Raw genomic sequence first — 22,652 nt, 5'->3', positions numbered from 1 at the left:
GCCCCGCGTACTCCGCCGGGAGTCACGCGCCTGCTGCCTCAGCCGGCCCAGCCGGGCCGGACGAGCCCCGATTCGTAGGCCAGCACCACCAGCTGCGCCCGGTCGCGGACCAGCAGCTTGGTCATGATGCGTGAGACGTGCGTTTTGGCCGTAAGCGGCGTGATCACCAGCCGCTCCGCGATCTCGGCGTTGTTCAGGCCCTCGCCCACGAGCCGCAGGACTTCGCGCTCACGCTCGGTGATGTTCGCCAGCTGAGCCGGGGCCGCCGTCGCCCGGGACTGCAGCGCCAGCTGGGCCATGATGCGCCGGGTCACCGACGGCGAGAGCAGGGCGTCTCCGTCATGGACCACACGGACGGCCCGGAGCAGCTCCTCGGGTTCGGTGTCCTTCACCAGGAACCCTGCCGCCCCGGCCCGCACCGCCTCGGCAATGTATTCGTCCAGTTCGAAGGTGGTGAGGATGATGATGCGCGTGCCGGCGAGGCCCTGGTCCGCCATGATCTTCCGGGTGGCCTCCAGTCCGTCCATCTCGGGCATGCGGATGTCCATGAGCACCACGTCGGGGCGCTCCCGGGCGGCCAGGCGGACTGCGTCGCCGCCGGTGCCGCACTCGGCCACCACCTCCATGTCCGGTTCGGCGTTCAGGAGGGCGCGGAAACCGGCGCGGATGAGGGTCTGGTCATCGGCCAGCAGGATGCGGATCACCGCGCCTCCTGTCCGGGTCCCCGCAAGGGGCCGGCCAGCGGCCCGGCGACCGGGATCACCGCGCGGACCCGCCAGCCCGGATGCAGCGGCGCAAGGTTTAGCGGCGCCACCTGCAGCGAACCTCCGGCTGCGGCCGCCCTCTCCCGCATCCCCGTCACCCCGTTGCCTTCCGGCACACCGACGGCCCCCGCGCCGTCGTCGTCAACGGTCACGGTGAGCTGCGTGCCTGGGCTACCTGCCGACGTCGGGCCCTCCAGGGCAAGGACGACGGCGGCCTTCCGGGCGCCGGAATGCCGCACCACGTTGGTCAACGCCTCCTGGACGATCCGGTACGCGGCCTCCTGGACCGCGTCAGGGAGCTGCCGCGCAGCGGCGGCCTCCGGCTGGGTCAGGCTGACGTCCAGCCCGGCACGGCGGGCGTCCTCGGCAAGCGCGGGAAGTCGGTCCAGCCGGGGCGGCGGCGCGGGACTCAGCGGGGCGTCCTCGCGGAGCACGCCCAGGAGCTGGCGCACCTCGGCGAGCGAATCCTTGCTCGCGGCTTTGATGGCTTCCAGCGCGGGGCGGAACTGGGCGGGGTCCTTCTCCCCCAGGTGCAGCGCCACCGAGGCACGGACGTTGATCAGCGACAGGGAATGGGCAACGACGTCGTGGATGTCCCGGGCGAGCGTCAGCCGGTACTCGTCGCGGGCAGCCTGCTCGCGCGCCTCGCGCTGGCGGCGGCGTTCCGCCACCCGTTCCGTGCGGAGCCTGATGCCCTCCCCCATCAGCACCAGAATGGCCAGCCATGACGTGGCGGCGAAGGCCCGGACCAGTCCGAACTCGTCACCACCGGCTGCCGCGCCGGCCACCAGCACCGCTGCGCAGGCCCCGGCCACGGTCCAGGTCTGCCAGCGCTTCCCGGCCGCCGCGGAAAGCACGATCGCCAGCGCCAGCGACAGGAACACCGGACCCCACGCGTAGCCGCGCGCCAGGTACGCGGCGACGGAAGCCGCCGCGGCAGGAAGCATGACCAACGGAGCGCGGCGCCGGAGCGACAGTGAGGCCGGCCCCGCGAGCAGCAGGACGAACGCGAGGGCATCCAGCGGCCGGTGGTCCGGTTGCCGGGCGGAGGCGAAGACAGTGCCCACCACCTCGAAGACGGCCACGGCCACCACGATGGCTGCTGTGGGCGGTCCCCGGAAACGGTGCTGCATAGGTCCGAGCCTAGCCGGGAAGGCCCCGCCCGTCGTCGGCTTAAGGGCGTAGGGCGCCTACTCCCGAAGGAGTAGACGCCCCACCCGCCCCCTAACTTCGCAAGCTCGGCCAGGGAACCCTGCGGGCGTGGGCCCAGCTAGTCATACCGACGCCTGCTGGCTAAGCGATGCCCGCCTGGCGTTCCGCGGTTTCCACCACGTTTGCCAGGAGCATGGCGCGGGTCATCGGACCCACGCCGCCCGGGTTCGGGGACAGCCAGGCGGCGACGTCGGCAGCGTCGGGGTGCACGTCTCCGGTGACCACCGCCTTGCCGGTGCCGTCGTCCACGCGGCTCACGCCGACGTCGAGCACGATGGCACCCGGCTTCAGGTCCTCCGCCCTGACCAGGTGCGGCACGCCGGCCGCGGCGATCACGACATCGGCCTGCCGGAGTTCGGCGGCCAGGTCGGTGGTGCCGGTGTGTGCCAGCACCACAGTGGCGTTGACGTCCTTGCGGGTCAGCAGCAGGCCCACCGGGCGGCCGATGGTCACACCGCGCCCCACCACGAGGACCCGCTTGCCCTTCAGGTCAATACCGTGCCGGGTGAGCAGTTCCACGCAGCCCTTGGGGGTGCAGGGCAGCGGGGACTTCATGGGGCCGCTGATGTTGGCCACGAGCCGGCCCAGGTTCATCGGGTGCAGGCCGTCGGCGTCCTTGTCCGGATCCATGGCCTCCAGGATGACGTCCTGGTCGATGTGCTTGGGCAGCGGCAGCTGGACGATGTAGCCCGTGCACTCCGGGTTATCGTTCAGCTCGCGGACCACGGCCAGGAGCTCGTCCTGGGTGGTTTCCTCGGGCAGGTCACGGCGGATGGAGTTGATTCCCACCTCGGCGCAGTCCTTGTGCTTGCCGCCCACGTACCAGGTGCTGCCGGGGTCGGACCCCACCAGGATGGTGCCCAGTCCCGGAGTGACGCCCTTGGCCTTGAGTGCGGCCACGCGTTCGGTCAGCTCTGCCTTGATGGCGGCGGCGGTAGCCTTGCCGTCAAGGATCTGCGCGGTTTTTGCGGTTTCAGTCACGGATCACCACTGCTCGTGCTGCGGGTACAGCGGGAAGTCGGCGGCGAGCTTGTCCACGCGGGCCTGCAGGGCCTCGACGTCCGTGGCGGAGCCGGCCTTCAGGGCGGTGGCGATGATCTCGGCAACCTCGGTGAATTCCGTGGCGCCGAAGCCGCGGGTGGCCAAGGCCGGGGTGCCGATGCGCAGGCCGGAGGTGACCATCGGCGGGCGCGGGTCGAACGGCACGGCGTTGCGGTTGACGGTGATGCCCACGGAGTGCAGGAGGTCCTCGGCCTGCTGGCCGTCCAGCTGCGAGTTGCGCAGGTCCACCAGGACCAGGTGAACGTCGGTGCCGCCGGTGAGGACGGACACGCCCGCCTCGGCAACGTCGGACTGGTTGAGGCGGTCGGCGATGATCTTGGCGCCTTCCAGGACGCGCTCCTGGCGCTCCTTGAATTCGGCGGTGCCGGCGATCTTGAAGGCCACCGCCTTGGCGGCGATGACGTGCATGAGCGGTCCGCCCTGCTGGCCCGGGAAGACGTTGGAGTTGAGCTTCTTGGCCCACTCCTGCTTGGCCAGGATCACACCCGAGCGGGGGCCGGCGAGGGTCTTGTGCACGGTGGAAGTGACGACGTCGGAGTGCGGCACCGGGCTCGGGTGCAGGCCTGCTGCCACGAGGCCGGCGAAGTGTGCCATGTCCGTCCAGAGCAGGGCGCCCACTTCATCGGCGATGGAGCGGAACGCGGCGAAGTCGAGGTGGCGCGGGTAGGCGGACCAGCCGGCAATGATCACCTGCGGCTTCTCGGCGATGGCCTGCTCGCGGAGCTTGTCCATGTCAACGCGGAAGGTGTCCTGCTCCACCTGGTAGGCGGCCACGTTGTAGAGCTTGCCGGAGAAGTTCAGCTTCATGCCGTGCGTGAGGTGTCCGCCGTGGGCCAGGGACAGGCCCAGGATCTTGTCACCGGGGGTGATCATGGCGGAGAGCGCAGCGGCGTTGGCCTGCGCGCCGGAGTGCGGCTGGACGTTGGCGTATTCGGCACCGAACAGGTCCTTGACCCGGTCAATCGCCAACTGCTCGGCAACGTCGACGTACTCGCAGCCACCGTAGTAGCGGCGGCCCGGGTAGCCCTCGGCGTACTTGTTGGTCAGAACGGAGCCCTGGGCTTCCATGACGGCGCGGGGGGCGAAGTTTTCAGAGGCGATCATTTCCAGGGTGCCGCGCTGGCGGCCGAGTTCCTGGTCCAGTACTGCGGCGATCTCGGGATCGAGCTCAGCCAGCGGCTGGTTGCTGACGGCGGAGGTGCTAACGGAAGTCGGTGAAGTGGTCACGAAGAACTCCTGGCTAGGGACGGGCACTGCTAAAGGTCAGGCTACCGGCTGGAACGGTGCTCCGCCCGTCAGTGACCACCATCCGGAAACGTTCCGGGCGCAGGTCAATTCAGGGCGCCGCAGCGCAATCGGGTGGCCGCTCTTCGAGAAGCGCAGCGCTACCGGCAAAACATGACCCTCGGCCCAGGCGTACGATCCGTGGTCTTCGTGAATGCCGCTCCCTGGTGGTTAGCCACCCAAACGCCAGTTGCGACGCCACCACACTATCAAAAGCGGGACCGACGCGCGGGTAGGCTGTTCTTCGTGAATGAAGACCAGCTCGCCAGATCGTACGTCGTAACCCTGTCCTGCCCCGACCGCCCGGGCATCGTCCACGCCGTGGCCGGCGCCCTGCTCGTGGCGGGCTGCAATATTACGGACTCCCAGCAGTACGGCAGCGAGTCCACCGGGACCTTCTTCATGCGCGTGGAAGCCACCACCACCGCCTCCCAGGGCGAGGTGGTTGCTGCCCTGGAGCCGGTGGCCGACGCCTTCGGCATGCAGTGGAGCCTGTTCCCCGTGGGCCGGAAGGTCCGCACCCTGCTGATGGCAAGCAAGTCCGCCCACTGCCTCAACGACCTCCTGTTCCTGCAGCGCTCCGGCACCCTGCCCATCGAGATTCCGGCGATCGTCTCCAACCACCGCGACCTGGCCGGGCTGGCCGAGTTTTACGGCATTCCGTTCCACTACATCCCGGTGACGGCCGACACGAAGGAGCAGGCCGAGGACCAGCTGCGCAAGATCATCGCCGAAGAGGGCGTCGAACTGACCGTCCTGGCCCGTTACATGCAGATCATCTCCGATGACCTGTGCACCGAGCTGACCGGCAAGGCCATCAACATCCACCACTCCTTCCTGCCGTCCTTCAAAGGCGCCAAGCCATACCACCAGGCCCATGCCCGCGGCGTGAAGCTGATCGGCGCCACCGCGCACTACGTCACCGCCGCGCTGGACGAGGGCCCGATCATCGAGCAGGAAGTCATCCGGGTGGACCACGCGCGCACGCCGGAGCAGTTCGTGCAGATGGGCCGGGACGTGGAAGGCCGCACCCTCGCCCAGGCCGTGCAATGGCACGCCGAACACCGCGTGCTCCTGGACGGCAACCGGACGGTCGTCTTTAACTGACGCTCCGCCTTTACCGGGGCTGGCCAGCGGTTCACACAGGGCGGGTTTTAACCAAGACTGGTTAACACAATGACCCTGCTGACGGAAACCTCGCTGGAACCCTTCATTGCCCTGCTCAAGGCACAGGGCAGGCACGCGGTGCTGGACGTGTGCTGCGGGCCGGGCGACGACGGCCTGCGATTCGTCCAGGCCGGGATTCACTACACGGGCGTTGACCCCTTCGACGGCAACGTCCGGTACGCCATGGCCCGCCGGCTGAGCGTGTCCGTGGCGAAGCCGACGCGACTGCCCTTCGCCGCGAACACGTTCCCGGCAGTCTGGGCGGTCCAGTCCCTGGAGGGCCTAACCGCAGATCAGGCGGACGACGTCGTGCGGGAACTGGAGCGGGTGGCAGAACCGGGTGCGCCGATCGCCGTCGTCCTTCCCTGACCCCGCAGCCAGTCAGCGGCTGAGTCCAGTCCCGCTCTCCGGCCCGCCGGCTGACATGGCCGGCGGCCGGTTGAGCCGCACGCGGACGGCCGCGCCGGCGCAGATTATGACGGCAAGTCCGCCGGCGGTGGTGGCCCACGTCAGCTGCTCGCCAAGGAGGAGCGCGGCCCAGCAGATGGTCATTACCGGCTGGATGAGCTGCACTTGGCTCACCTGAGCCATGGGTCCGATCGCGAGGCCGTGGTACCAGGCAAAGAAGCCCAGGAACATGCTGACGACGCCGAGGTAGGCAAAGGCGGCCCACTGCACCGGAGTACCCAAGGGCGACTGCTGGGATACGGAGAAAGCCACAAGACCCGCCATCAGGGGCGAGGCCAGGACGAGAGCCCAGGAGATGGTCTGCCACGCGCCAAGCTCGCGCGCCAGCAGCCCTCCCTCGGCGTACCCCACGGCAGCTGCCAGCACGGCGCCGAAGAACAACAGGTCCGTCCAGTGCAGCTGGCCGAAGCCACCGGGCTGTGCGACGGCGAAGCTGACAGCAGCCATGGCCCCCGCCCCGGTCGCGACCCAAAAAGCTGTCCGAGGCCGCTCACGGCCGCGGAGCACCGCCGTCGTCGCCGTCGCGGCAGGAAGCAGGGCGATCACCACGGCCCCGTGGCTGGCGGGCGCGGCGGTGAGTGCGAAGGACGTGAGCATGGGGAAGCCGACGACGACCCCTCCGGCGACCACCGCCAGGCGAAGCCACTGCACGCCGCGGGGCAGGCGCTGCCGCGTCAGCGCAAGGGCCGCGGCAGCAAGGACAGCCGCCACCACCGCCCGGCCCGAGCCTATAAACAACGGCGCCAGCCCCTCCACTGCGAGGCGGGTCAAGGGAACCGTGAACGAGAAGGCCACGACCCCCAGGAGCCCCCACCGGATTCCGGCGCGCGGCTGGGTGGATATCCCGGGCTCCGATACGCCGGAACCCGATACCACTGGGTGAACACGAACAGTAGCGCTACTATTGTCTCTCATGAATAACGATAGCAGTTCGCGGATCGCGGCGCGTCTGCGGGCATGGATCGCGGGGGCGGCACCCGGGGCCCGGTTGCCGTCGACAAGGTCGCTTGTTGCCGAGTACCAGGCCAGCCCGGTGACCGTCCAGAAGGCGCTCCAGGTCCTCACCCGGGAGGGCGTCATTGAGAGCCGGCCGGGAGTGGGGACCTTTGTGCGGGCCGTCCGCACCGCACGGCCGGCTGATTACGGCTGGCAGACCGCTGCCCTGCGTTCACCGCTGGCACCCCTTCGCCCGGCTTTCACGGCAATGCGCACCGCCCCCAACGATGTCATCGCGTTCCACTCCGGCTACCCGGACCGCGAACTCCTGCCGGAGCGGCTGGTGCGTGCGGCGCTCACCCGGGCTGCCCGCGGCGAGGCAGCGCTGTCCCGTCCCCCGGCGGCCGGGCTTCCCGAGCTGCAATCCTGGTTCGCCCACGAGCTCGGAAGCTCCACCCCAGCCGGCATTACACCGCCAACCCCGAGCGACGTCGTCGTGCTTCCCGGCAGCCAGAGCGGACTGAGCTCGATTTTCAGGGCACTGGTCGGCTACGGCCAGCCGCTGCTGGTCGAATCCCCCACCTACTGGGGCGCCGTCCAGGCTGCGGCACAGGCCGGCGTCCGGGTCGTCCCCGTGCCCAGCGGGCCCGACGGGCCGGACCCGGAAGAACTGAGCCGGGCCTTTGAGGAGACCGGGGCGCGAATGTTCTACGCCCAGCCGAACTATGCGAATCCCACGGGGGCCCAGTGGCAGGCCCGGCGGGGCGAGCAGGTGCTGGACGTCGTGCGCGCGAACGGCGCGTTCCTGCTCGAAGACGACTGGGCGCATGACTTCGGCATCACCACAGCCTCCGAACCCCTGGCCGCCCGCGACGATTCCGGCCACGTTGTGTATCTACGCTCTCTGACCAAGAGCGTGTCACCTGCCATCCGGGTGGCTGCCATCATCGCCCGCGGCCCCGCGCGGGATCGCATCCTTGCCGACCGTGGAGCCGAGTCGATGTACGTCAGCGGCCTGCTCCAGGCCGCGGCGCTCGACGTCGTCACGCAGCCCGGCTGGCAGACCCACCTGCGAAGCCTCCGGCACCAGTTGCAGTCCCGGCGCGACCTGCTGCTCACGAGCCTAATGCAGCACACACCGCAGGCCCACATCGAGCACGTTCCCAAGGGAGGACTCAACCTTTGGGCACGTCTTCCCGACGGAACCGACGTCGATCAGCTCACGCGGAGCTGCGAAAGCGCCGGCGTCATCATCGCCCCGGGGACAGAGTGGTTCCCCGCAGAACCGGCCGGGCCCTTCATCCGGCTGAACTACGCGGGCCCCAACCCGGGCGCCTTCCCCGAAGGGACGCGGATTCTCGGCCAGGCGCTCTCGGGGACCCTTGGGTAAGTCCGCCATCCGCGCGCACCTAGGATGGGACCGTGGGTGCGCAACGCCGGCAGCACGCCGGACAGGCCCCAGCAATGAGAGAGGACAATACTTCTTGGGCTACGTCTATCTGGCACTGGCGATCGCCGTCGAGGTCCTGGGCACCAGCCTGCTGAAGTCCACAGAAGGATTCAGCCGGCTCTGGCCCAGTGTCTGGTGCCTGGCGTCCTACGGGGTTGCCTTCGCGCTGCTGTCCCAGGTGGTTAAGAGCGTACCCGTCGGCGTTGCCTATGCCCTGTGGTCAGGCCTCGGAACAGTCGCCATCGTGGCCATCGGCGCCGTCTTTCTTGGCGAGGAACTGAACGCCATGAAGATCCTCGGGATCGCACTGGTGGTGGCCGGCGTCGTCGTCCTGAACGTCGGCGGAGCCCACTGACGGCCTTCCCGGCAGGAGATCCACATGCCGGCTCGGATGAGGAGGGGGCATCGGGTGGCGGTGTCCTAGGCTTGGGGCATGGCTCCCATTTACCCGTTCGCCGGTGACACCCCGGACATTCACCCCTCCGTTTTCGTTGCGCCGACGGCGTCGGTCATAGGCCGCGCCACTCTCGCCGAGGATGCCAGCGCGTTCTACGGCGTCTCGGTGCGCGCGGACACCGCCGCCATCACCGTGGGTACCGGCAGCAACCTGCAGGACAACGTGGTGCTGCATGCCGACCCCGGCTTCCCCTGCAGCGTTGGGGCGCGCGTCAGCGTCGGGCACAGCGCCGTCGTCCATGGCTGCACGGTGGAGGACGACTGCCTCATCGGCATGAGCGCCACCATCCTCAACGGCGCGGTGATCGGCGCCGGCTCGCTCGTGGCGGCCGGCGCCGTCGTGCTGGAAGGGACTGTCGTCCCGCCCCGCTCGCTGGTAGCCGGTGTCCCGGCCAAGGTGCGCCGCGAACTTACCGATGAGGAGTTCGACGGCGTGAAGAACAACGCGGCACGGTACCGGGAGCTCGCCCGGGCGCACCGCGAACTCCACTCACTCAAGTAGGTCGCAGCACAGGGCGTTCCCAGCGCTGGGAACGCCCTGAAGTGCTACCCAGTTGGGGACCGCGGGTCAGTCCAGGCTGATCGGGCCCAGCTCGTCCAGCAGGTCGCCGGGTCCGGGGTTGCGGGGTGCCGATGAGCCACCGAGGTGGTTCACCACGCCCCACACCGCGTTCAGGCCGGTGGTCACCGCGCCCTCGGCCCAGCCTGCGGTGAACGATACGTCGTCGCCGGCGAGGAAGATGCCGCGCTGGGATTCCGGCAGCTGGTCCTGCTTGAAGTGCGTGAAGAGCCGCTGCTGGTAACGGTAGTGGCCGGGCAGGTTGGCCTTGAACGCGCCCATGAAGTTGGGGTCGGCCTCCCAGGAGACGGTGATGGGCTGGCCCACGATGTGCCTGGCAATGTCCACGCCGGGGTAGATCTGCTCGAGCGAGTGCAGCATCAGTTCCACCCGTTCGTCGGCGTCGAGCGCCAGCCACTTCAGTGCGTCGTCGTTCCACGTGTAGGACAGCAGGATCACGGCGGGCTGATCGGGGCCATTGTCCAGCAGGTACGTGGCCCGGTTCAGCCGGTCGGTGAGCGTCATGGACAGCACCTCCCTGCCGGTGTCCGGATCGATGTCCTTCCAGAACGGCCGGTCCACCATCACGAACGTCTTGGACGACTGCATGTAGTGCGAGCGCTCAATCGCCGTCCACAGCTCAGCCGGGAACAGCGCCTCCTCGGTGTGGATCCGGGTGGACAGCAGCCACGACTGGCAGGTGGTGACCACGGCCGGGTAGGAGGCTTCCCTCCCCCAGCGCTCACGGATGCGGAGGTTGCCGTCGGCGTCGCGGCTGATCCGCTCCACGGCTCCTCGGGGGGAACCGGAGTGCAGGGACGCCAGGGACGTGCCCTCCGGCCAGTGCACCATGCCCGACGGCGCGTGGCGCCATAGTGCCTCGGGGAGCCTTTGAGCTCCCCCGGCGATCAGGCGGTGCTGGTCGTCGGCGTCGGTGTAGACGACGCGGAGGATTTCGAGGATGGAGTTGGGGAAGTCGGTGTCCCAGCCGCCGGTGCCGAAGCCGACCTGGCCGAACGCCTCGCGGTGTGCGAAGCCCGCCTTCCGGAACGCCTGGCTGCCGGCGATGAAGCCGTAAAAGGTCTCCTCGTCGAGCTCCGGAAGAAGCTCGTTCCACAGTTCCTTGATCTTCGCGGTGTCCCGCGCCCGGATGGCTTCCTGCATCTGGGTGAACTGGGCGCCGTCGTTCACGGCGGCCTTCCAGGCGTCGGCCACTTCGCGGAAGAACGGCGGCAGGTCCGCGGAGGTGGTGGCGTAATGCTTCTGCCCCGCCAGTTCAATCACGGTGCTGGAGGTCGCCGGCGCCAGCGGGTTGGGGAAGTCCCGCGTCTCCAGTCCCAGCAGGTCCACATAGTGGTAGAACGCCTTGCCGGATACCGGGAACCGCATGCCGCCCAGGTCTGCCACCACATCCGGGGCCGACGGGAAGCTGGTAGTGCGCAGCCGCCCGCCAATTTGGTCCGCTTCGTAGAGCACCGGACGCAGCCCCAGCTTCATCAGCTCGTACGCCGTCACCAGCCCGGACAGCCCGGCACCCACCACGGCGATTTCGGTGCCGTGCAGTTCCGGCGGGACCGAACCCAGGCCGCCCGGGTGGGACAGGTAATGGTCGTAACTGAACGGAAAGTCCGGGTTCAGCATGGTCACCGGGGCGTGGCCCGGTGCTCCGGGCAGGCCGGACGCGCTGGCGGCGCTGGACGGGTCGGATGCCGGCAGTTCGGTAGCGGTTGTCATGGAAGGTCTGTCTCCCTGGTCTCGTGTGTTGTCTTACTGGTGGGAAGTTGTCTGTTCGGCACGTATGGGAGCCGGGGAAGAATCACGGGCGGATAGTTCACGGTATTCCTCCTGCCCCAGCGCAGCCACCCGCGAGTGCCGCCTGCCGTAGCCGAAGTAGGCGGCCAGCCCCACGAGCATCCAGATCCCGAAGGTCACCCACGTTTCGGCACCCAGGTTGGCCATCAGGTAGACGCACATCAGGGCGCCCAGTATCGGTGTCAGCGGGAACAGCGGAACCCGGAAGGTCCGCGTGAGCTCCGGCCGGGTGCGGCGAAGGTAAATGACGGCCACGTTCACCAGGGCGAAGGCGAACAGGGTGCCGATGCTGGTGGCGTCCGCGAGCGCCCCGAGCGGGACCAGCCCGGCGGTGAAGGCGACGGCGGTTCCCACGATCAGGGTTCCGGCAACGGGCGTGCCGGTGCGGTGGGAGACGCGCCCAAAGACACGGGGAACCAGTCCGTCGCGGGACATGGAAAGGAGGATGCGGGTCTGTCCGTAGAGGACGGTCAGCACGATGCTGGCAATGGCGAGCACAGCTCCGACGGCGAACACCAGCGCCACCCACGGCTGGCCGGTGATTTCCTCCAGGATCTTCACCAGTGCAGCTTCAGTGCCGTCGAACCAGCCCCACGGGCGGGCGCCGATGGCGGCAACGGCAACCAGCACGTAGATGGTGGTGACGATCAGCATGGAGAGCATGATGGCCCGGGGCAGGTCGCGCTTGGGGTTGCGGGCTTCCTCGCCCGCGGTGGAGGCGGCATCGAAGCCGATGTAGGAGAAGAACACCCGGGAGGCGGCGGCCGAGACGCCGGCGGCTCCCATCGGCAGGAGCGGTTCGAAGTGGCCACCGTTGAACGCGGTGAACGCCACGGCGCAGAAGAACGCCAGAATTCCCACCTTGACCAGCACGATCGCGGTGTTGATCCACGCGCTTTCCTTGGCGCCGCGCACCAACAGGACCATGGCCAGCACCACAATCACCATGGCCGGGATGTTGACCAGGCCGCCGTCGCCCGGCGGCTGCGAGACAGCATTGGGCAGGACCTGTCCGAAGACTGCCAGCGTCTCGTTGACGTACTGGCCGGCGCCCACTGCCACGGCAGCGACGGAAACGGCGTATTCGAGCACGAGGCACCAGCCGCAGATCCAGGCCATACCCTCACCCATGGTGGCGTACGTGTAGGAGTAGCTGGAGCCCGCGGCCGGCACCAGGCCGGCCATTTCGGCGTAGGACACGGCGGACAGCAGCGCGGCCAGGCCGGCGATGGCGAAGGAGATCCAGATGGCCGGTCCGGCCAGCGGCACGGACTCGCCCAGGATCACCAGGATGCCGGTGCCGAGGGTGGCTCCCACGCTGATCATCGTCAGCTGCAGGACTCCGAAGCTGCGCACCAGGCGGGTTCCGCCATGGCCCGTCTCGGCCTCCTGGACCATCTGCCCGATCGGCTTGCGACGGAGCAGCTGGGCTGCCAGTCCCAGGCGGCCGGCCTGCACCGGAGGCCGCTGTCCTGCTTGTGTGGGCACAGTCATCATTGACGTCCGTTCGTAAGTAGTTGGGGGCTTTCCGTCGCTCCAGCCTAGGCGTGTGAGTCACCTCTCAATGCTGTGCAAAATGACCTAGAGTGTTCTGGCATGGGACGTAATGCACAACAGATGGGCCCGCCCGATGCGGCCGGCGGCACCTCTCCGGCGGCCGGTTCAGCGGGAGAACATCGGAGCGGGGTCACCCTTGATGAGCTCCTGGCGAAGCTGCCCGTCGAGGTGGTGGTGGTTCACGACGGCGGCAGCGGTTCCGGCCTGCTGCGGTGGGTTGAACCGAGTGAGCTGGAGGACCCCACGCCGTACCTGCTCGACGGCGAATTCCTTCTGACGGCAGGCTTGCCCTTCGTGGGCGGCGCAGTGGACAGCGCGGGCGACGCCGGCGACGCGGGCGACGCCGCAGGAGGAGCATCCGCGGTTGACGCCTACGTCCGGCGCCTCGTCAAGGCCGGGGTGGTGGCACTCGGCTTCGGCCTGGAGCCCTATTTCAGTGCAGTCCCGGATCCGGTGCTGGCCGCTTGCGTCCGGCACAACCTGACGCTCGTGCAGGTGCCGAGCACGGTCCCGTTTGCCGCCATCGGCCTCGAGTTCTCCCGGCTCCTCGAATCGGACAACGCGAAACTGTTCAGGCACCTCGCGGACACCAACCGGCAGCTGATGCGGGCCGTCCTGTCCGCCCGGCCGGAACACGAACTGCTCGCCGCCCTGGCCCAGCGGGTTCCGGTGTGGGCCATACTGATCGGTGCCGACGGGCGCGTGCGCGCCCGGGCGGGTTCCGGCGTCGAGACAGCGGCCCTGCAACCGCTGCTCGGCCGGCTCCTGGGCGGAAGCGGTCCCCGGGTGGAGATGGAGTCCCTGGACCGCCCGGGGTCCCGGCTCGTGTTTGGCCATCCGCTGCGCAGCACCCGCGACGCCAACCTCGGGGCGCTGGTGCTGGGCACTGACACGCCGCTGACCCCAGCGCAGAACAGCGTGGTCTCCTCCGCCGTCGGACTCCTGGAGCTCCTGGTCCGGCAACGGACCAGTGGCTCACTGGCGCCGAGCCAGCTGGCGACGTCGCTGCTGCTGCACCCGGACAGCCTGTCCGCCGGCGGAGCGCGGCAGCTCAACGGACTCCGGGATCTGCTGGCCCAGAGCACTTCGTCCACGCGTTCAGCTCCCTTGCGCATTGTGCAGGGTGTGAGCGCAGGGCAGGGTGTCAGCGCAGCGCAGGGTATCAGCGCAGGGCAGGGTGTCAGCGCAGCGCAGGGCAGCGGCGCTGAGCAAGGCATTCGGTCAGCCCAGGCCGCAGGGCAGGCTGCGGGACGCGCCGCAGACAGCCCGGTACGGGAGCTGCTGCAGTGGCGCCGCCTGTTCGACACCAAACTGGTGGAGCTCACGGACTACGGCTTCGCCGCCATCACCCGGCTTCGGGTGGACGACGCGCTGCTGGCCGAAGTCGAGAAGCTCGGGTGGCGGCTGGTCATCGGGGACCCCAGCGAGCTCACCGATCTGGGCAGCGCCTACCAGCGGGTGACGGCGCTGCGGCAGCGTGTCCAGTCCACCGGCAAGAGCGCCAGGGTGGGTGAAGTGACGTGGACGGTCGCCGGACTGCTGGGGCAGGAAGCCGGAACCATGCTGGCCGCGCGGCTGCTGGAGCCCGTGCTCAGCCAGGACAGCGACCGCCGGACCGCTCACCTGTCCGTGCTGAGGGCGTGGCTTGGCGAGAACGGGAACTGGGACGCCAGCGCCAAGGCGCTGGGCCTGCACCGGAACAGCGTCCGGCGGCAGATCAATGCGGTGGCCGAGCTGTTGGACACTGACCTGAACCAGGCGCAGGTGCGCGCTGAACTCTGGATTGCGCTGCAGTACGTGGACGGGCTGCCCGCCCCCTAGCCCTGACTATGCCCGCCGGCAGCCTCGTCCCAGGCGCGGTAAACGTCAGGCCGCCGTTCGCGCAGATACGGCACGGCATCCCGTGCCTGGCGGGCCGCCTCGGCACTGACCTCCGCGAACAGCAGCTCGGGACCGGCGCCGGCGGTGGCCAGCAGTTCGCCGTCCGGGCCGGCAATGACGCTTCCTCCCAGGAAGGTGCAGCCGTCCTCCTCCCCGGAGTGGTTGGCGTACGCCACCGTCAGCTGGCTCTCCAGCGCACGGGCCCGCAGCAGTACCTGCGGCACCGATTCGAAGCCGTGGGCCAGCGCTGTGGGTACCACGAGCAGGTCGGCGCCGGCCGCGGCGGCCGCGCGCACGGTCTCGGGGAACTCCACGTCGTAGCAGATGGCCAGCGAGGTTTTGATGCCACCCAGATCGACGACGGCGGGGGCTGCTTCCGCGGGGCTGAACACCTTGCGCTCCTCCGGACCGAAAAGGTGGACCTTGGCGTAGCTGAGCAGTTCGTTCCCGCCGCTGTCCAGGACCGTCGCGGTGATCTGCCACTGCCCGCCGGCCGTGACCGCGGGCAGGCTGTAGACCAGGGCGATTTGGTACCGGGCGGCGATGCCGGCCAGAGTACGCCGGACGCCCGGCAGGGCGTCGGTCTCCAGCTCCGCCCTGACGCGCAACGGGGCGTAGCCCACCGGGAAAAGCTCGGGGGTCAGCAGCACGCCGGCTCCCGCTTCCGCCGCCGTCCGTGCCGCCCGGTCGATGGCTTCGCAGTTCCGTGCGATGTCCAAAACACCGGAGTTCCCCTGCATCAGCGCCAGCTTCACCGTGATCACCTCAAGTCTTCGTGGACGCCGGCCGCACCGGACGTCGTTTCCTTCAGCGTATCCGCGTGCGGCAGTGCCGATCCGGTCCATTTGCACTGTCCCCGACGGCCCGCGGGACGGATCGTCCGGCGCCCGAGGCCTTGCCGACACCGGCCGTTGCGTTAACTTCTTGACTACAAGGCTGCGGATAGTGCAATGTTCATTCATGCCCTCAACAGCGCGCTCAACGAGGAGCCGTACCAAAAACCCCGGGTCGCAGTCCGCCCTCAGACACCTGAACCAGCAGCGCATTATCGAATGCCTGCTCAATGGTCCTTCGACCCAGGCGGAACTGGCGCGGCAGACGGGACTGTCCACCGCGACAGTGTCCAACATCGTCAAGATCATGCAGGACTCCGGCCTGGCTTCCACCGAGCCGACCACGAGTTCCGGCCGGCGCGCACTCAACGTCCGGCTCAACAGCAACGGTGCCGTAGCGGTGGGCATCGACTTCGGCCGGCGCCACCTGCGGGTGGTTCTGGCCTCGCTCAGCTACCACATCATCGCCGAGGAATCGGTGCTCCTGCCCCTCGGACACCAGGCGGAGCAGGGCATCCGGGCCGCCGTCGCACTCCTCGAAAAACTGCTGGCGGACAGCGGCGTTGAGCGCAGCGCCGTGGTGGGTGCCGGCGTCGGAATCCCCGGCCCGATAGACCGCCGGACCAGCACCGTAGCGCAGGGGGCGATCCTGCCCGAATGGGTGGGCATCGACATCCTGGAACGCCTCGAAGAGGCGTTCCAGTTCCCCATATTCGTGGACAATGACTCTAATCTTGGTGCACTGTCCGAGGTCACCTGGGGGCCACACAGCGGCATCAGCAACCTGCTGTTCATGAAGATCGGGTCAGGCATCGGCGCGGGCCTGATCCTCAACGGCAACCCGTACTACGGCAACGTCGGGATTACGGGCGAAATCGGCCACGCCACTATCCACGAACACGGCCTGATCTGCCGCTGCGGCAACAGGGGGTGCCTGGAGACCATCGCCTCCACCACCACCATGATCGAGCTGCTGAGCCGGGGCGAGGAGCGTCCGCTGACCCCCGAGGACATCGTCCGGAAGGCACTGGCAAGGGATGCCGCCACCCTGCGCGTGGTGGACGACGCCGGCCTTGCGGTGGGCCGGGCGCTGGGGAACGTGGCCAACCTGATCAACCCCGAAGTCATTGTGGTGGGCGGACCCCTGGCGGGTCTGGGCGACCTGCTGCTGGACCCCATCCGGCGAGGTCTGGTGCGGCACGCCGTCCCGGTGATCGGCGAAACCACCACCCTGACCATGTCATCCCTCAATGACCGCGCGGAGGCCCTGGGCGCCGCATCCCTGGTCTTCCAGCACGCCGGAATCCGGCGCACGTAGCGTTTCGTTATCCCGCCGTTGCGTTAAATACTTGACGACAACGGCATGCTCCATCTACTTTTTTCATCAGACGGCCCTGCGGATTGCAGGGAAGACAACGAAGTCAATGCATTGGAGGCGTAAGGGCAAATGACGTCCCTCAACACGCAAAGCGAGCCGGTTCTCCTAGAGATGCGGTCCATCACCAAGGAATTCCCGGGCGTTAAAGCCTTGTCCGATGTGAATCTGGTGGTGAAGGCCGGGGAGATCCACGCGATCTGCGGGGAAAACGGCGCCGGAAAGTCCACCCTCATGAAGGTCCTCTCCGGCGTCTACCCCTATGGCAGCTACAACGGCGACATCGTGTACCAAAACGAGGTCCAGCAGTTCAAGGACATCCGGGCCAGCGAGCACGCCGGCATCGTGATCATCCACCAGGAACTGGCGCTCATCCCGGAGCTCTCCATCACGGAGAACATCTTCCTGGGCAACGAACCGGTCAAGCGCGGAGTGATCGACTGGGCCGAAGCCCGCACCCGCTCCCGCGAGCTGCTCGCCCGGGTGGGCCTGCGCGAGGACCCGGACACCCCGATCAAGGAAATCGGCGTCGGCAAGCAGCAGCTGGTGGAGATCGCCAAGGCGCTGAACAAGTCCGTGAAGCTCCTCATTCTGGACGAGCCGACGGCCGCACTGAACGAATCCGACTCCCAGCACCTGCTGGACCTGATCCTCGGCCTGAAGGGCCGCGGCATCACGTCCATCATCATTTCCCACAAGCTCAACGAGATCGAACAGATCGCCGACTCCATCACCATCATCCGTGACGGCAAGTCCATCGAGACCCTCAACGTGAAGGCCGACGGCGTCGACGAGGACCGCATCATCAAGGGCATGGTGGGGCGCACCCTGGAATCACGGTTCCCGGACCACGAACCCAAGATCGGGGAGGTCCTGTTCGAGGTCAAGGGCTGGACGGTCGGGCACCCGCAGGTGCAGGACCGCCTGGTCTGCAAGGGTTCGAACTTCTTCGTCCGCCGCGGCGAGATCGTCGGTTTCGCCGGACTGATGGGCGCCGGCCGCACGGAACTGGCACGGTCAGTGTTCGGCCGTTCCTACGGCCGCTTCATCAGCGGCCAGATCTACAAGAACGGCAAGGAACTCCACCTGAAGAACGTCAAGCAGGCCATCGACGCCGGACTGGGCTACGTCACGGAGGACCGGAAGTCGCTGGGCCTGAACCTGCTGGACGACATCAAGACCACCACCGTCTCGGCGGCGCTGAAGAAGATCACCAAGGGCCTGGTGGTCGATGCGAACAAGGAATTCACGGTGGCCGAGCAGTACCGCAAGTCCCTGCGGACCAAGACGCCATCCGTGGAGGAGGGCGTGGCCAAACTGTCCGGCGGGAACCAGCAGAAGGTGGTCCTGGCGAAGTGGATGTTCACCGACCCGGACCTGCTGATCCTGGATGAGCCCACCCGCGGCATCGACGTCGGGGCCAAGTACGAGATCTACGGCATCATCCAGCAGCTGGCCAACCAGGGCAAGGGCGTCATCGTCATCTCCTCCGAACTCCCCGAACTGCTGGGCCTCTCGGACCGCATCTACACCATCTTCGAAGGGTCCATCACCGGCGTCCTGGATAAAGACGACGCCAGCCAGGAAAGCCTGATGAAACTCATGACCTCCGCCCGAAAAACCGCCTGACCTTCTGGAATCCTCCAGAACCTTCCAGAACAAGGACTGACACAATGAACGCGCTCAAGAAGCTCTTTGGCGGCAACACCCGCCAATTCGGCATGATCTTCGCCTTGGTTGCACTGATCGTCTTCTTCCAATTCGCCACCGAGGGCCGCACGCTGACGCCGGGCAACGTGATCAACCTCTTCAACGGCAACTCCTACATCCTGATCCTGGCCATCGGCATGGTGCTGGTGATCATCGCCGGCCACATCGACCTGTCAGTCGGATCCGTGGCGGCCTTCGTCGGCGTCACGGTGGCCCTCGCCATCCGCGACTGGGGCATCCCCTGGTACGCGGGCATTCTGCTCGGCCTCGCCCTCGGTGCCCTGATCGGAGCCTGGCAAGGGTTCTGGACGGCCTACGTGGGCATCCCCGCGTTCATCGTCACGCTGGCCGGCATGCTCCTGTTCCGCGGCTTCAACCAGTTCGTGGGCAAGTCCAACACCATCCCGGTCCCCTCGGACTTCCAGTACATCGGCTCCGGGTACCTGCCCGAGGTAGGCCCCAACACCGGCTTCAACAACCTGACACTGCTTCTGGGCCTGCTGGGCGCAGCCTTCGTGGTCTTCAGCGAACTCCGCTCCCGGCGCACTGCCAAGGCCCTCGGCGCCGAGGTTCCCGAAGGCTGGGTGGTCATCACCAAGCTGGTGCTGGTCTGCGGCGCGATCCTCTACGCCACCTACCTGTTTGCCACCGGCCGCCCGGGCACGTCCTTCCCCATCCCCGGCCTCATCCTGGCCGTCCTGGTCCTGATCTACGGCTTCATCGCCTCCAAGACCGTCGTCGGCCGCCACATCTACGCGGTTGGCGGCAACCGCCACGCCGCCGAGCTCTCCGGCGTCCAGTCCAAGAAGGTCAACTTCCTGGTCATGATGAACATGGCCATCCTGGCCGGCCTCGCGGGCATGATCTTCGTGGGCCGCTCCACGGCCTCCGGACCGTTCGACGGCGTGGGTTGGGAACTGGACGCCATTGCCGCAGTCTTCATCGGCGGCGCAGCGGTGACCGGCGGTGTGGGCACCGTGATCGGCTCGATCGTCGGTGGCCTCGTCATGGCCGTGCTGAACAACGGCCTGCAGCTCCTCGGCGTCGGCGCCGACCTGACCCAGATCATCAAGGGTCTGGTCCTGCTGATCGCCGTCGCGTTCGACGTCTACAACAAGAGCCAGGGCAAGCGGTCCATCATCGGCATGCTGACTCAGAGCTTCAACCGCCCCAGCGGCGGTACCCCCCTCCAGCCGGACGAAGTGACTTCCACCAAGGAAACTATCTCCCGGGAAGCCTGAGCACCGCCACTTCCCGGATGCATTTCCCACCCCTATAGAAAGTGAACCGAACAAATGCGAATGATTGGTAAAGCAGGAAAGGCGGCAGCAGTCGCTGCCATTGCGGCACTGGCGCTGACAGCCTGCGGCCGTTCCGACACCGGCACAACGGGCGCTGGCACTGCGGGCGGCGAGGCATTCCCCAAGGATTCCTCGATCGGCGTCGCACTTCCCCAGAAGACCAGTGAAAACTGGGTCCTGGCGGAGAAGCTGTTCAACGACGGCCTCAAGGAGGCGGGCTTCAAAGCGGACGTCCAGTTTGCCAACGGCGGCGTTTCGGAGCAGCAGAACCAGATCAGCGCCATGATCACCAAGGGCGCCAAGGTCATCGTCGTCGGCGCGATCGACGGCGCGCAGCTGGGTACCCAGCTGAAGCAGGCCAAGGACGCCGGCGCCACCATCATCGCCTACGACCGGCTGCTGCTGAACACCGAGAACGTGGACTACTACGTGGCCTACGACAACTTCAAGGTCGGCGAACTGCAGGGCAAGGCACTGCTGGAAGGCATGCAGGCCAAGAAGCCGCAGGGCCCGTACAACATCGAGCTCTTCGCCGGTTCCCCTGACGATGCCAACGCCAAGGTCTTCTTCGACGGCGCCATGAGCGTCCTGCAGCCGAAGATCGACGACGGCACGCTCAAGGTGGTCTCCGGACAGAAGTCCTTCGGACAGGCTGTGACCCAGGGCTGGAAGGCAGAAAACGCCCAGCGCCGTGCAGACACGCTCCTGACCGGCAGCTACGGCAGCGCTTCGCTGGACGGCGTCCTGTCCCCGAACGACACCCTGGCCCGTGCTGTCCTGACCGCGGTCAAGGGTGCCGGCAAGCCGACGCCAGTCATCACCGGCCAGGACTCCGAGGTTGAATCGGTCAAATCCATCATGGCCGGCGAGCAGTACTCCACCATCAACAAGGACACCCGCAAGCTCGTTGAGCACGCGATCGTCATGGTCAAGGACATCCAGGCCGGCAAGAAGCCTGAGATCAACGACGACAAGTCCTACAACAACAAGGTCAAGACCGTTCCGGCCTACCTGCTGGAGCCGGTCATCGTAACCAAGGAAAACGTCAAGACGGCCTACGTGGACGATCCGGTACTCGGCCCGATCACCAAGTAACACCGACACAGACGCCACAGAGCCCCGGCTCCCCCGCAAGTGACCAGTTCACAAAGGAGGGCCGGGGCTCTTGCGCTGCCACGTGAAGCTCGATCACTTCCTGCAACCTTTGACCCGAGGCTCCCTCACTTTCGCGCTCCCGGCTTCACAGCGCAAACATAGGTTCGGCCCGTTTCGCGCACAGCAGCGGGCACCAGTGTGGGATCCGAAGCCGGCCAATCCCCCGGCATGTGATCCCAAGGAGTGCAGTGAGCGTCCTCGCCCGAAGTGTAGGCAATGCGTTTAGAAACAAGGTCCGAACGGCCGCGGTTGTGGCCGTGTTGGCGGTCGCCATCGGCCTGGCTTTGGCCATGCTCGTGGCCAACCAGGCCGTCGGCGCCAAAGTCCAGGAGCTGAACGCTTCGGTGGGGACCGTGCTGACGGTGAACCCGGCCGGCGGCCAGGGCTTCGAAGGCGGCGGCGAGCCGCTCACCGCCGAGCAAGCTGCGACCGCGGCCGACGTCCCGAACGTGACCGCGGTCGTCGGAACCAAGGCACTGCGGCTGCGCAACGCGACCGAAGCCGCCGCGCAGGCGGCAGCCGGCACCCAGGCCGGTCCGGGCGGCGGGCAGGGCGGCCCCGGCGGCCAGGCCACCACCACGCTGACCACCAGCCTCACCGCCGCAGTCGACGCCGGAACGCTCGGCGCGCGCAACCAGGACAGCACCGGAACCACAGGCACCACCGGGACTACAGGGACCGGCGGCAGCACCGCAACTACCCAGCCGGCGCGGTCCCTTCCCATCACCGCGACCGGAACCGGCGCAGAGGTGGACAGCACCGGCAAGGCGCTGGAACTGACCTCGGGCACCGGCCTGGGCAACTACACGGCCGAGTCCACCAAGGCGCTCCTCGGCGCCACCCTTGCCGAAAAGAACAACCTCAAGGTGGGCTCCACCTTCACCATCAACAGCAAGACCTTCACCGTCGCCGGCCTGTTCGACGCCGGCACCACATTCGGCAACAACGCCCTCTACGTCACGCTCCCCACAGCCCAGACCCTGGCCGAGCTGCCCGGCGAGCTGTCCACGATGATCGTCACGGTCAACAGCATGGAGAACGTGGACACCGCCAAGACCGCACTGCAGGACGCGCTGGGCACCGACAAGGCCGACGTCACCCAGGGCCAGCGCAACCTCGAAACCGCCGTCACATCCCTGGACAGCGTCAAGAACATCTCCATGGTGGCGTTCATCGCCGCACTCGGTACCGCGGGGCTGATCATCCTGCTGATCATGGTCATGCTGGTCCGCGAGCGCCGCCGCGAAATCGGTGTCCTCAAGGCCATCGGCGCACCGAACCGCACCGTTGGCCTGCAGTTCGTGCTCGAGGCCCTGGTTCTGGTGGCCCTCGGCAGCGTGGTGGGCGCCGTCGTCGCCTCCTTCGCCAGCGGCGGCATCGCCTCCGCACTGGTCAGCTCCAGCACCAGCGCGACGGCGGCCCCCTCCGGCCAGCGCGGCGGCGGGTTCGCCGGGGCGGCCGGCGGATTCCCCGGCGCAGGGGTTCCCGGCGGCCAGGGCGGCCCGTTCGGCGGCGCCTCCCAGCTGCTGACCTCCGTCACCGCCAGCGTCTCCCCCGGCATCCTTGCCGCCGGCATCGCGGCAGTGTTCGGCGTCGCCATCATCGGCGCGCTGGTTCCCGCCCTGCTCACCGCCCGCATCCGCCCCATCGAAGTCCTCCGAGGAGAATAG

The 22,652-nt window shown here is 67.8% G+C and carries 19 protein-coding genes and 1 riboswitch; of the genes, 11 read left to right on the top strand and 8 right to left on the bottom strand.

Annotation, left to right across the window (positions count from 1 at the left end; translation table 11 throughout):
- Positions 1 to 38: 38 nt before the first annotated feature.
- From LFT45_RS06735 to glyA, 4 genes are all read right to left on the bottom strand, one after another.
- Complete coding sequence (locus LFT45_RS06735; RefSeq protein WP_236807630.1) at positions 39 to 704, bottom strand: response regulator; 666 nt, start codon at positions 702 to 704, stop codon at positions 39 to 41.
- On the bottom strand, positions 701 to 1,897 hold the full coding sequence (locus LFT45_RS06730) for a sensor histidine kinase (protein ID WP_236807629.1): 1,197 nt from the start codon (positions 1,895 to 1,897) through the stop codon (positions 701 to 703). Before LFT45_RS06730 ends, LFT45_RS06735 begins: the two co-directional genes overlap by 4 nt.
- Positions 1,898 to 2,057: 160 nt before the next feature.
- Positions 2,058 to 2,957: a bifunctional methylenetetrahydrofolate dehydrogenase/methenyltetrahydrofolate cyclohydrolase gene (locus LFT45_RS06725; RefSeq protein ID WP_236807628.1), complete on the bottom strand. Its 900-nt coding sequence runs from the start codon at positions 2,955 to 2,957 to the stop codon at positions 2,058 to 2,060.
- A gap of 3 nt (positions 2,958 to 2,960) precedes the next feature.
- Complete coding sequence (gene glyA, locus LFT45_RS06720; protein WP_236807627.1) at positions 2,961 to 4,265, bottom strand: serine hydroxymethyltransferase; 1,305 nt, start codon at positions 4,263 to 4,265, stop codon at positions 2,961 to 2,963.
- 174 nt (positions 4,266 to 4,439) lie between these two features.
- Positions 4,440 to 4,526: riboswitch (ZMP/ZTP riboswitch) on the bottom strand.
- Positions 4,527 to 4,568: 42 nt separating this feature from the next.
- Between glyA and purU the strand changes: the two genes are divergently transcribed.
- Together purU and LFT45_RS06710 are read left to right on the top strand one after the other, a co-directional pair.
- Positions 4,569 to 5,429 carry a formyltetrahydrofolate deformylase gene (gene purU, locus LFT45_RS06715; RefSeq protein WP_236807626.1) on the top strand — a complete coding sequence of 287 codons (861 nt, stop codon included), beginning with the start codon at positions 4,569 to 4,571 and terminating at the stop codon, positions 5,427 to 5,429.
- Positions 5,430 to 5,498: 69 nt separating this feature from the next.
- Positions 5,499 to 5,858, top strand: a complete 360-nt coding sequence (locus LFT45_RS06710; protein ID WP_236807625.1) for a class I SAM-dependent methyltransferase — start codon at positions 5,499 to 5,501, stop codon at positions 5,856 to 5,858.
- A 12-nt stretch (positions 5,859 to 5,870) separates the two neighbouring features.
- Here the strand turns inward: LFT45_RS06710 and LFT45_RS06705 are convergent, their stop codons facing one another.
- Positions 5,871 to 6,752, bottom strand: a complete 882-nt coding sequence (locus LFT45_RS06705; protein WP_236807624.1) for a DMT family transporter — start codon at positions 6,750 to 6,752, stop codon at positions 5,871 to 5,873.
- Between the two features lie 118 nt (positions 6,753 to 6,870).
- Between LFT45_RS06705 and LFT45_RS06700 the strand changes: the two genes are divergently transcribed.
- From LFT45_RS06700 to LFT45_RS06690, 3 genes are all read left to right on the top strand, one after another.
- Entirely contained in the window at positions 6,871 to 8,283 is a 1,413-nt protein-coding gene (locus LFT45_RS06700) for an aminotransferase-like domain-containing protein (RefSeq protein WP_236807623.1), read from the top strand.
- A gap of 94 nt (positions 8,284 to 8,377) precedes the next feature.
- Positions 8,378 to 8,698, top strand: coding sequence for a DMT family transporter (locus LFT45_RS06695; protein ID WP_236807622.1), 321 nt, complete (start codon positions 8,378 to 8,380; stop codon positions 8,696 to 8,698).
- A 78-nt stretch (positions 8,699 to 8,776) separates the two neighbouring features.
- Positions 8,777 to 9,301 (top strand): gamma carbonic anhydrase family protein, encoded by a 525-nt coding sequence (locus LFT45_RS06690; RefSeq protein WP_236807621.1) that lies wholly within the window; start codon positions 8,777 to 8,779, stop codon positions 9,299 to 9,301.
- 66 nt (positions 9,302 to 9,367) lie between these two features.
- Here the strand turns inward: LFT45_RS06690 and LFT45_RS06685 are convergent, their stop codons facing one another.
- Complete coding sequence (locus LFT45_RS06685; protein ID WP_236807620.1) at positions 9,368 to 11,092, bottom strand: flavin monoamine oxidase family protein; 1,725 nt, start codon at positions 11,090 to 11,092, stop codon at positions 9,368 to 9,370.
- Between the two features lie 33 nt (positions 11,093 to 11,125).
- Entirely contained in the window at positions 11,126 to 12,664 is a 1,539-nt protein-coding gene (locus LFT45_RS06680) for an amino acid permease (RefSeq protein WP_236807619.1), read from the bottom strand.
- Between the two features lie 102 nt (positions 12,665 to 12,766).
- On the opposite strand from LFT45_RS06680, the gene LFT45_RS06675 reads away from it, so the two are divergent.
- Positions 12,767 to 14,548 (top strand): PucR family transcriptional regulator, encoded by a 1,782-nt coding sequence (locus LFT45_RS06675; protein WP_236807618.1) that lies wholly within the window; start codon positions 12,767 to 12,769, stop codon positions 14,546 to 14,548.
- Here LFT45_RS06675 and LFT45_RS06670 read toward each other — a convergent pair.
- The gene (locus LFT45_RS06670; RefSeq protein WP_236807617.1) at positions 14,545 to 15,372 is read right to left on the bottom strand and encodes a nitrilase-related carbon-nitrogen hydrolase; all 828 of its coding nucleotides are present in this window, start codon (positions 15,370 to 15,372) and stop codon (positions 14,545 to 14,547) included. The two genes, LFT45_RS06675 and LFT45_RS06670, sit on opposite strands and share 4 nt — an antisense overlap.
- Before the next feature lie 196 nt (positions 15,373 to 15,568).
- Here LFT45_RS06670 and LFT45_RS06665 point away from each other — a divergent pair, with 196 nt between their 5' ends.
- The 5 genes from LFT45_RS06665 (at position 15,569) to LFT45_RS06645 (ending at position 22,652) form a co-directional block, all read left to right on the top strand.
- Positions 15,569 to 16,759 (top strand): ROK family transcriptional regulator, encoded by a 1,191-nt coding sequence (locus LFT45_RS06665; protein ID WP_236807616.1) that lies wholly within the window; start codon positions 15,569 to 15,571, stop codon positions 16,757 to 16,759.
- A 129-nt stretch (positions 16,760 to 16,888) separates the two neighbouring features.
- A complete protein-coding gene (mmsA, locus tag LFT45_RS06660; protein WP_190606504.1) occupies positions 16,889 to 18,445 on the top strand; it encodes a multiple monosaccharide ABC transporter ATP-binding protein in 1,557 nt (518 codons plus the stop codon).
- Positions 18,446 to 18,489: 44 nt separating this feature from the next.
- Complete coding sequence (gene mmsB, locus LFT45_RS06655; RefSeq protein WP_102970606.1) at positions 18,490 to 19,767, top strand: multiple monosaccharide ABC transporter permease; 1,278 nt, start codon at positions 18,490 to 18,492, stop codon at positions 19,765 to 19,767.
- Positions 19,768 to 19,821: 54 nt separating this feature from the next.
- On the top strand, positions 19,822 to 20,922 hold the full coding sequence (locus LFT45_RS06650) for a substrate-binding domain-containing protein (RefSeq protein ID WP_102970605.1): 1,101 nt from the start codon (positions 19,822 to 19,824) through the stop codon (positions 20,920 to 20,922).
- A 248-nt stretch (positions 20,923 to 21,170) separates the two neighbouring features.
- A complete protein-coding gene (locus LFT45_RS06645; RefSeq protein WP_236807615.1) occupies positions 21,171 to 22,652 on the top strand; it encodes an ABC transporter permease in 1,482 nt (493 codons plus the stop codon).

It is taken from the genome of Arthrobacter sp. FW305-BF8, assembly GCF_021789315.1.
GTDB lineage: Bacteria > Actinomycetota > Actinomycetes > Actinomycetales > Micrococcaceae > Arthrobacter.
Note: the sequence above shows the minus strand (reverse complement) of the source record. Positions and strands in the feature narration are given on the sequence as shown.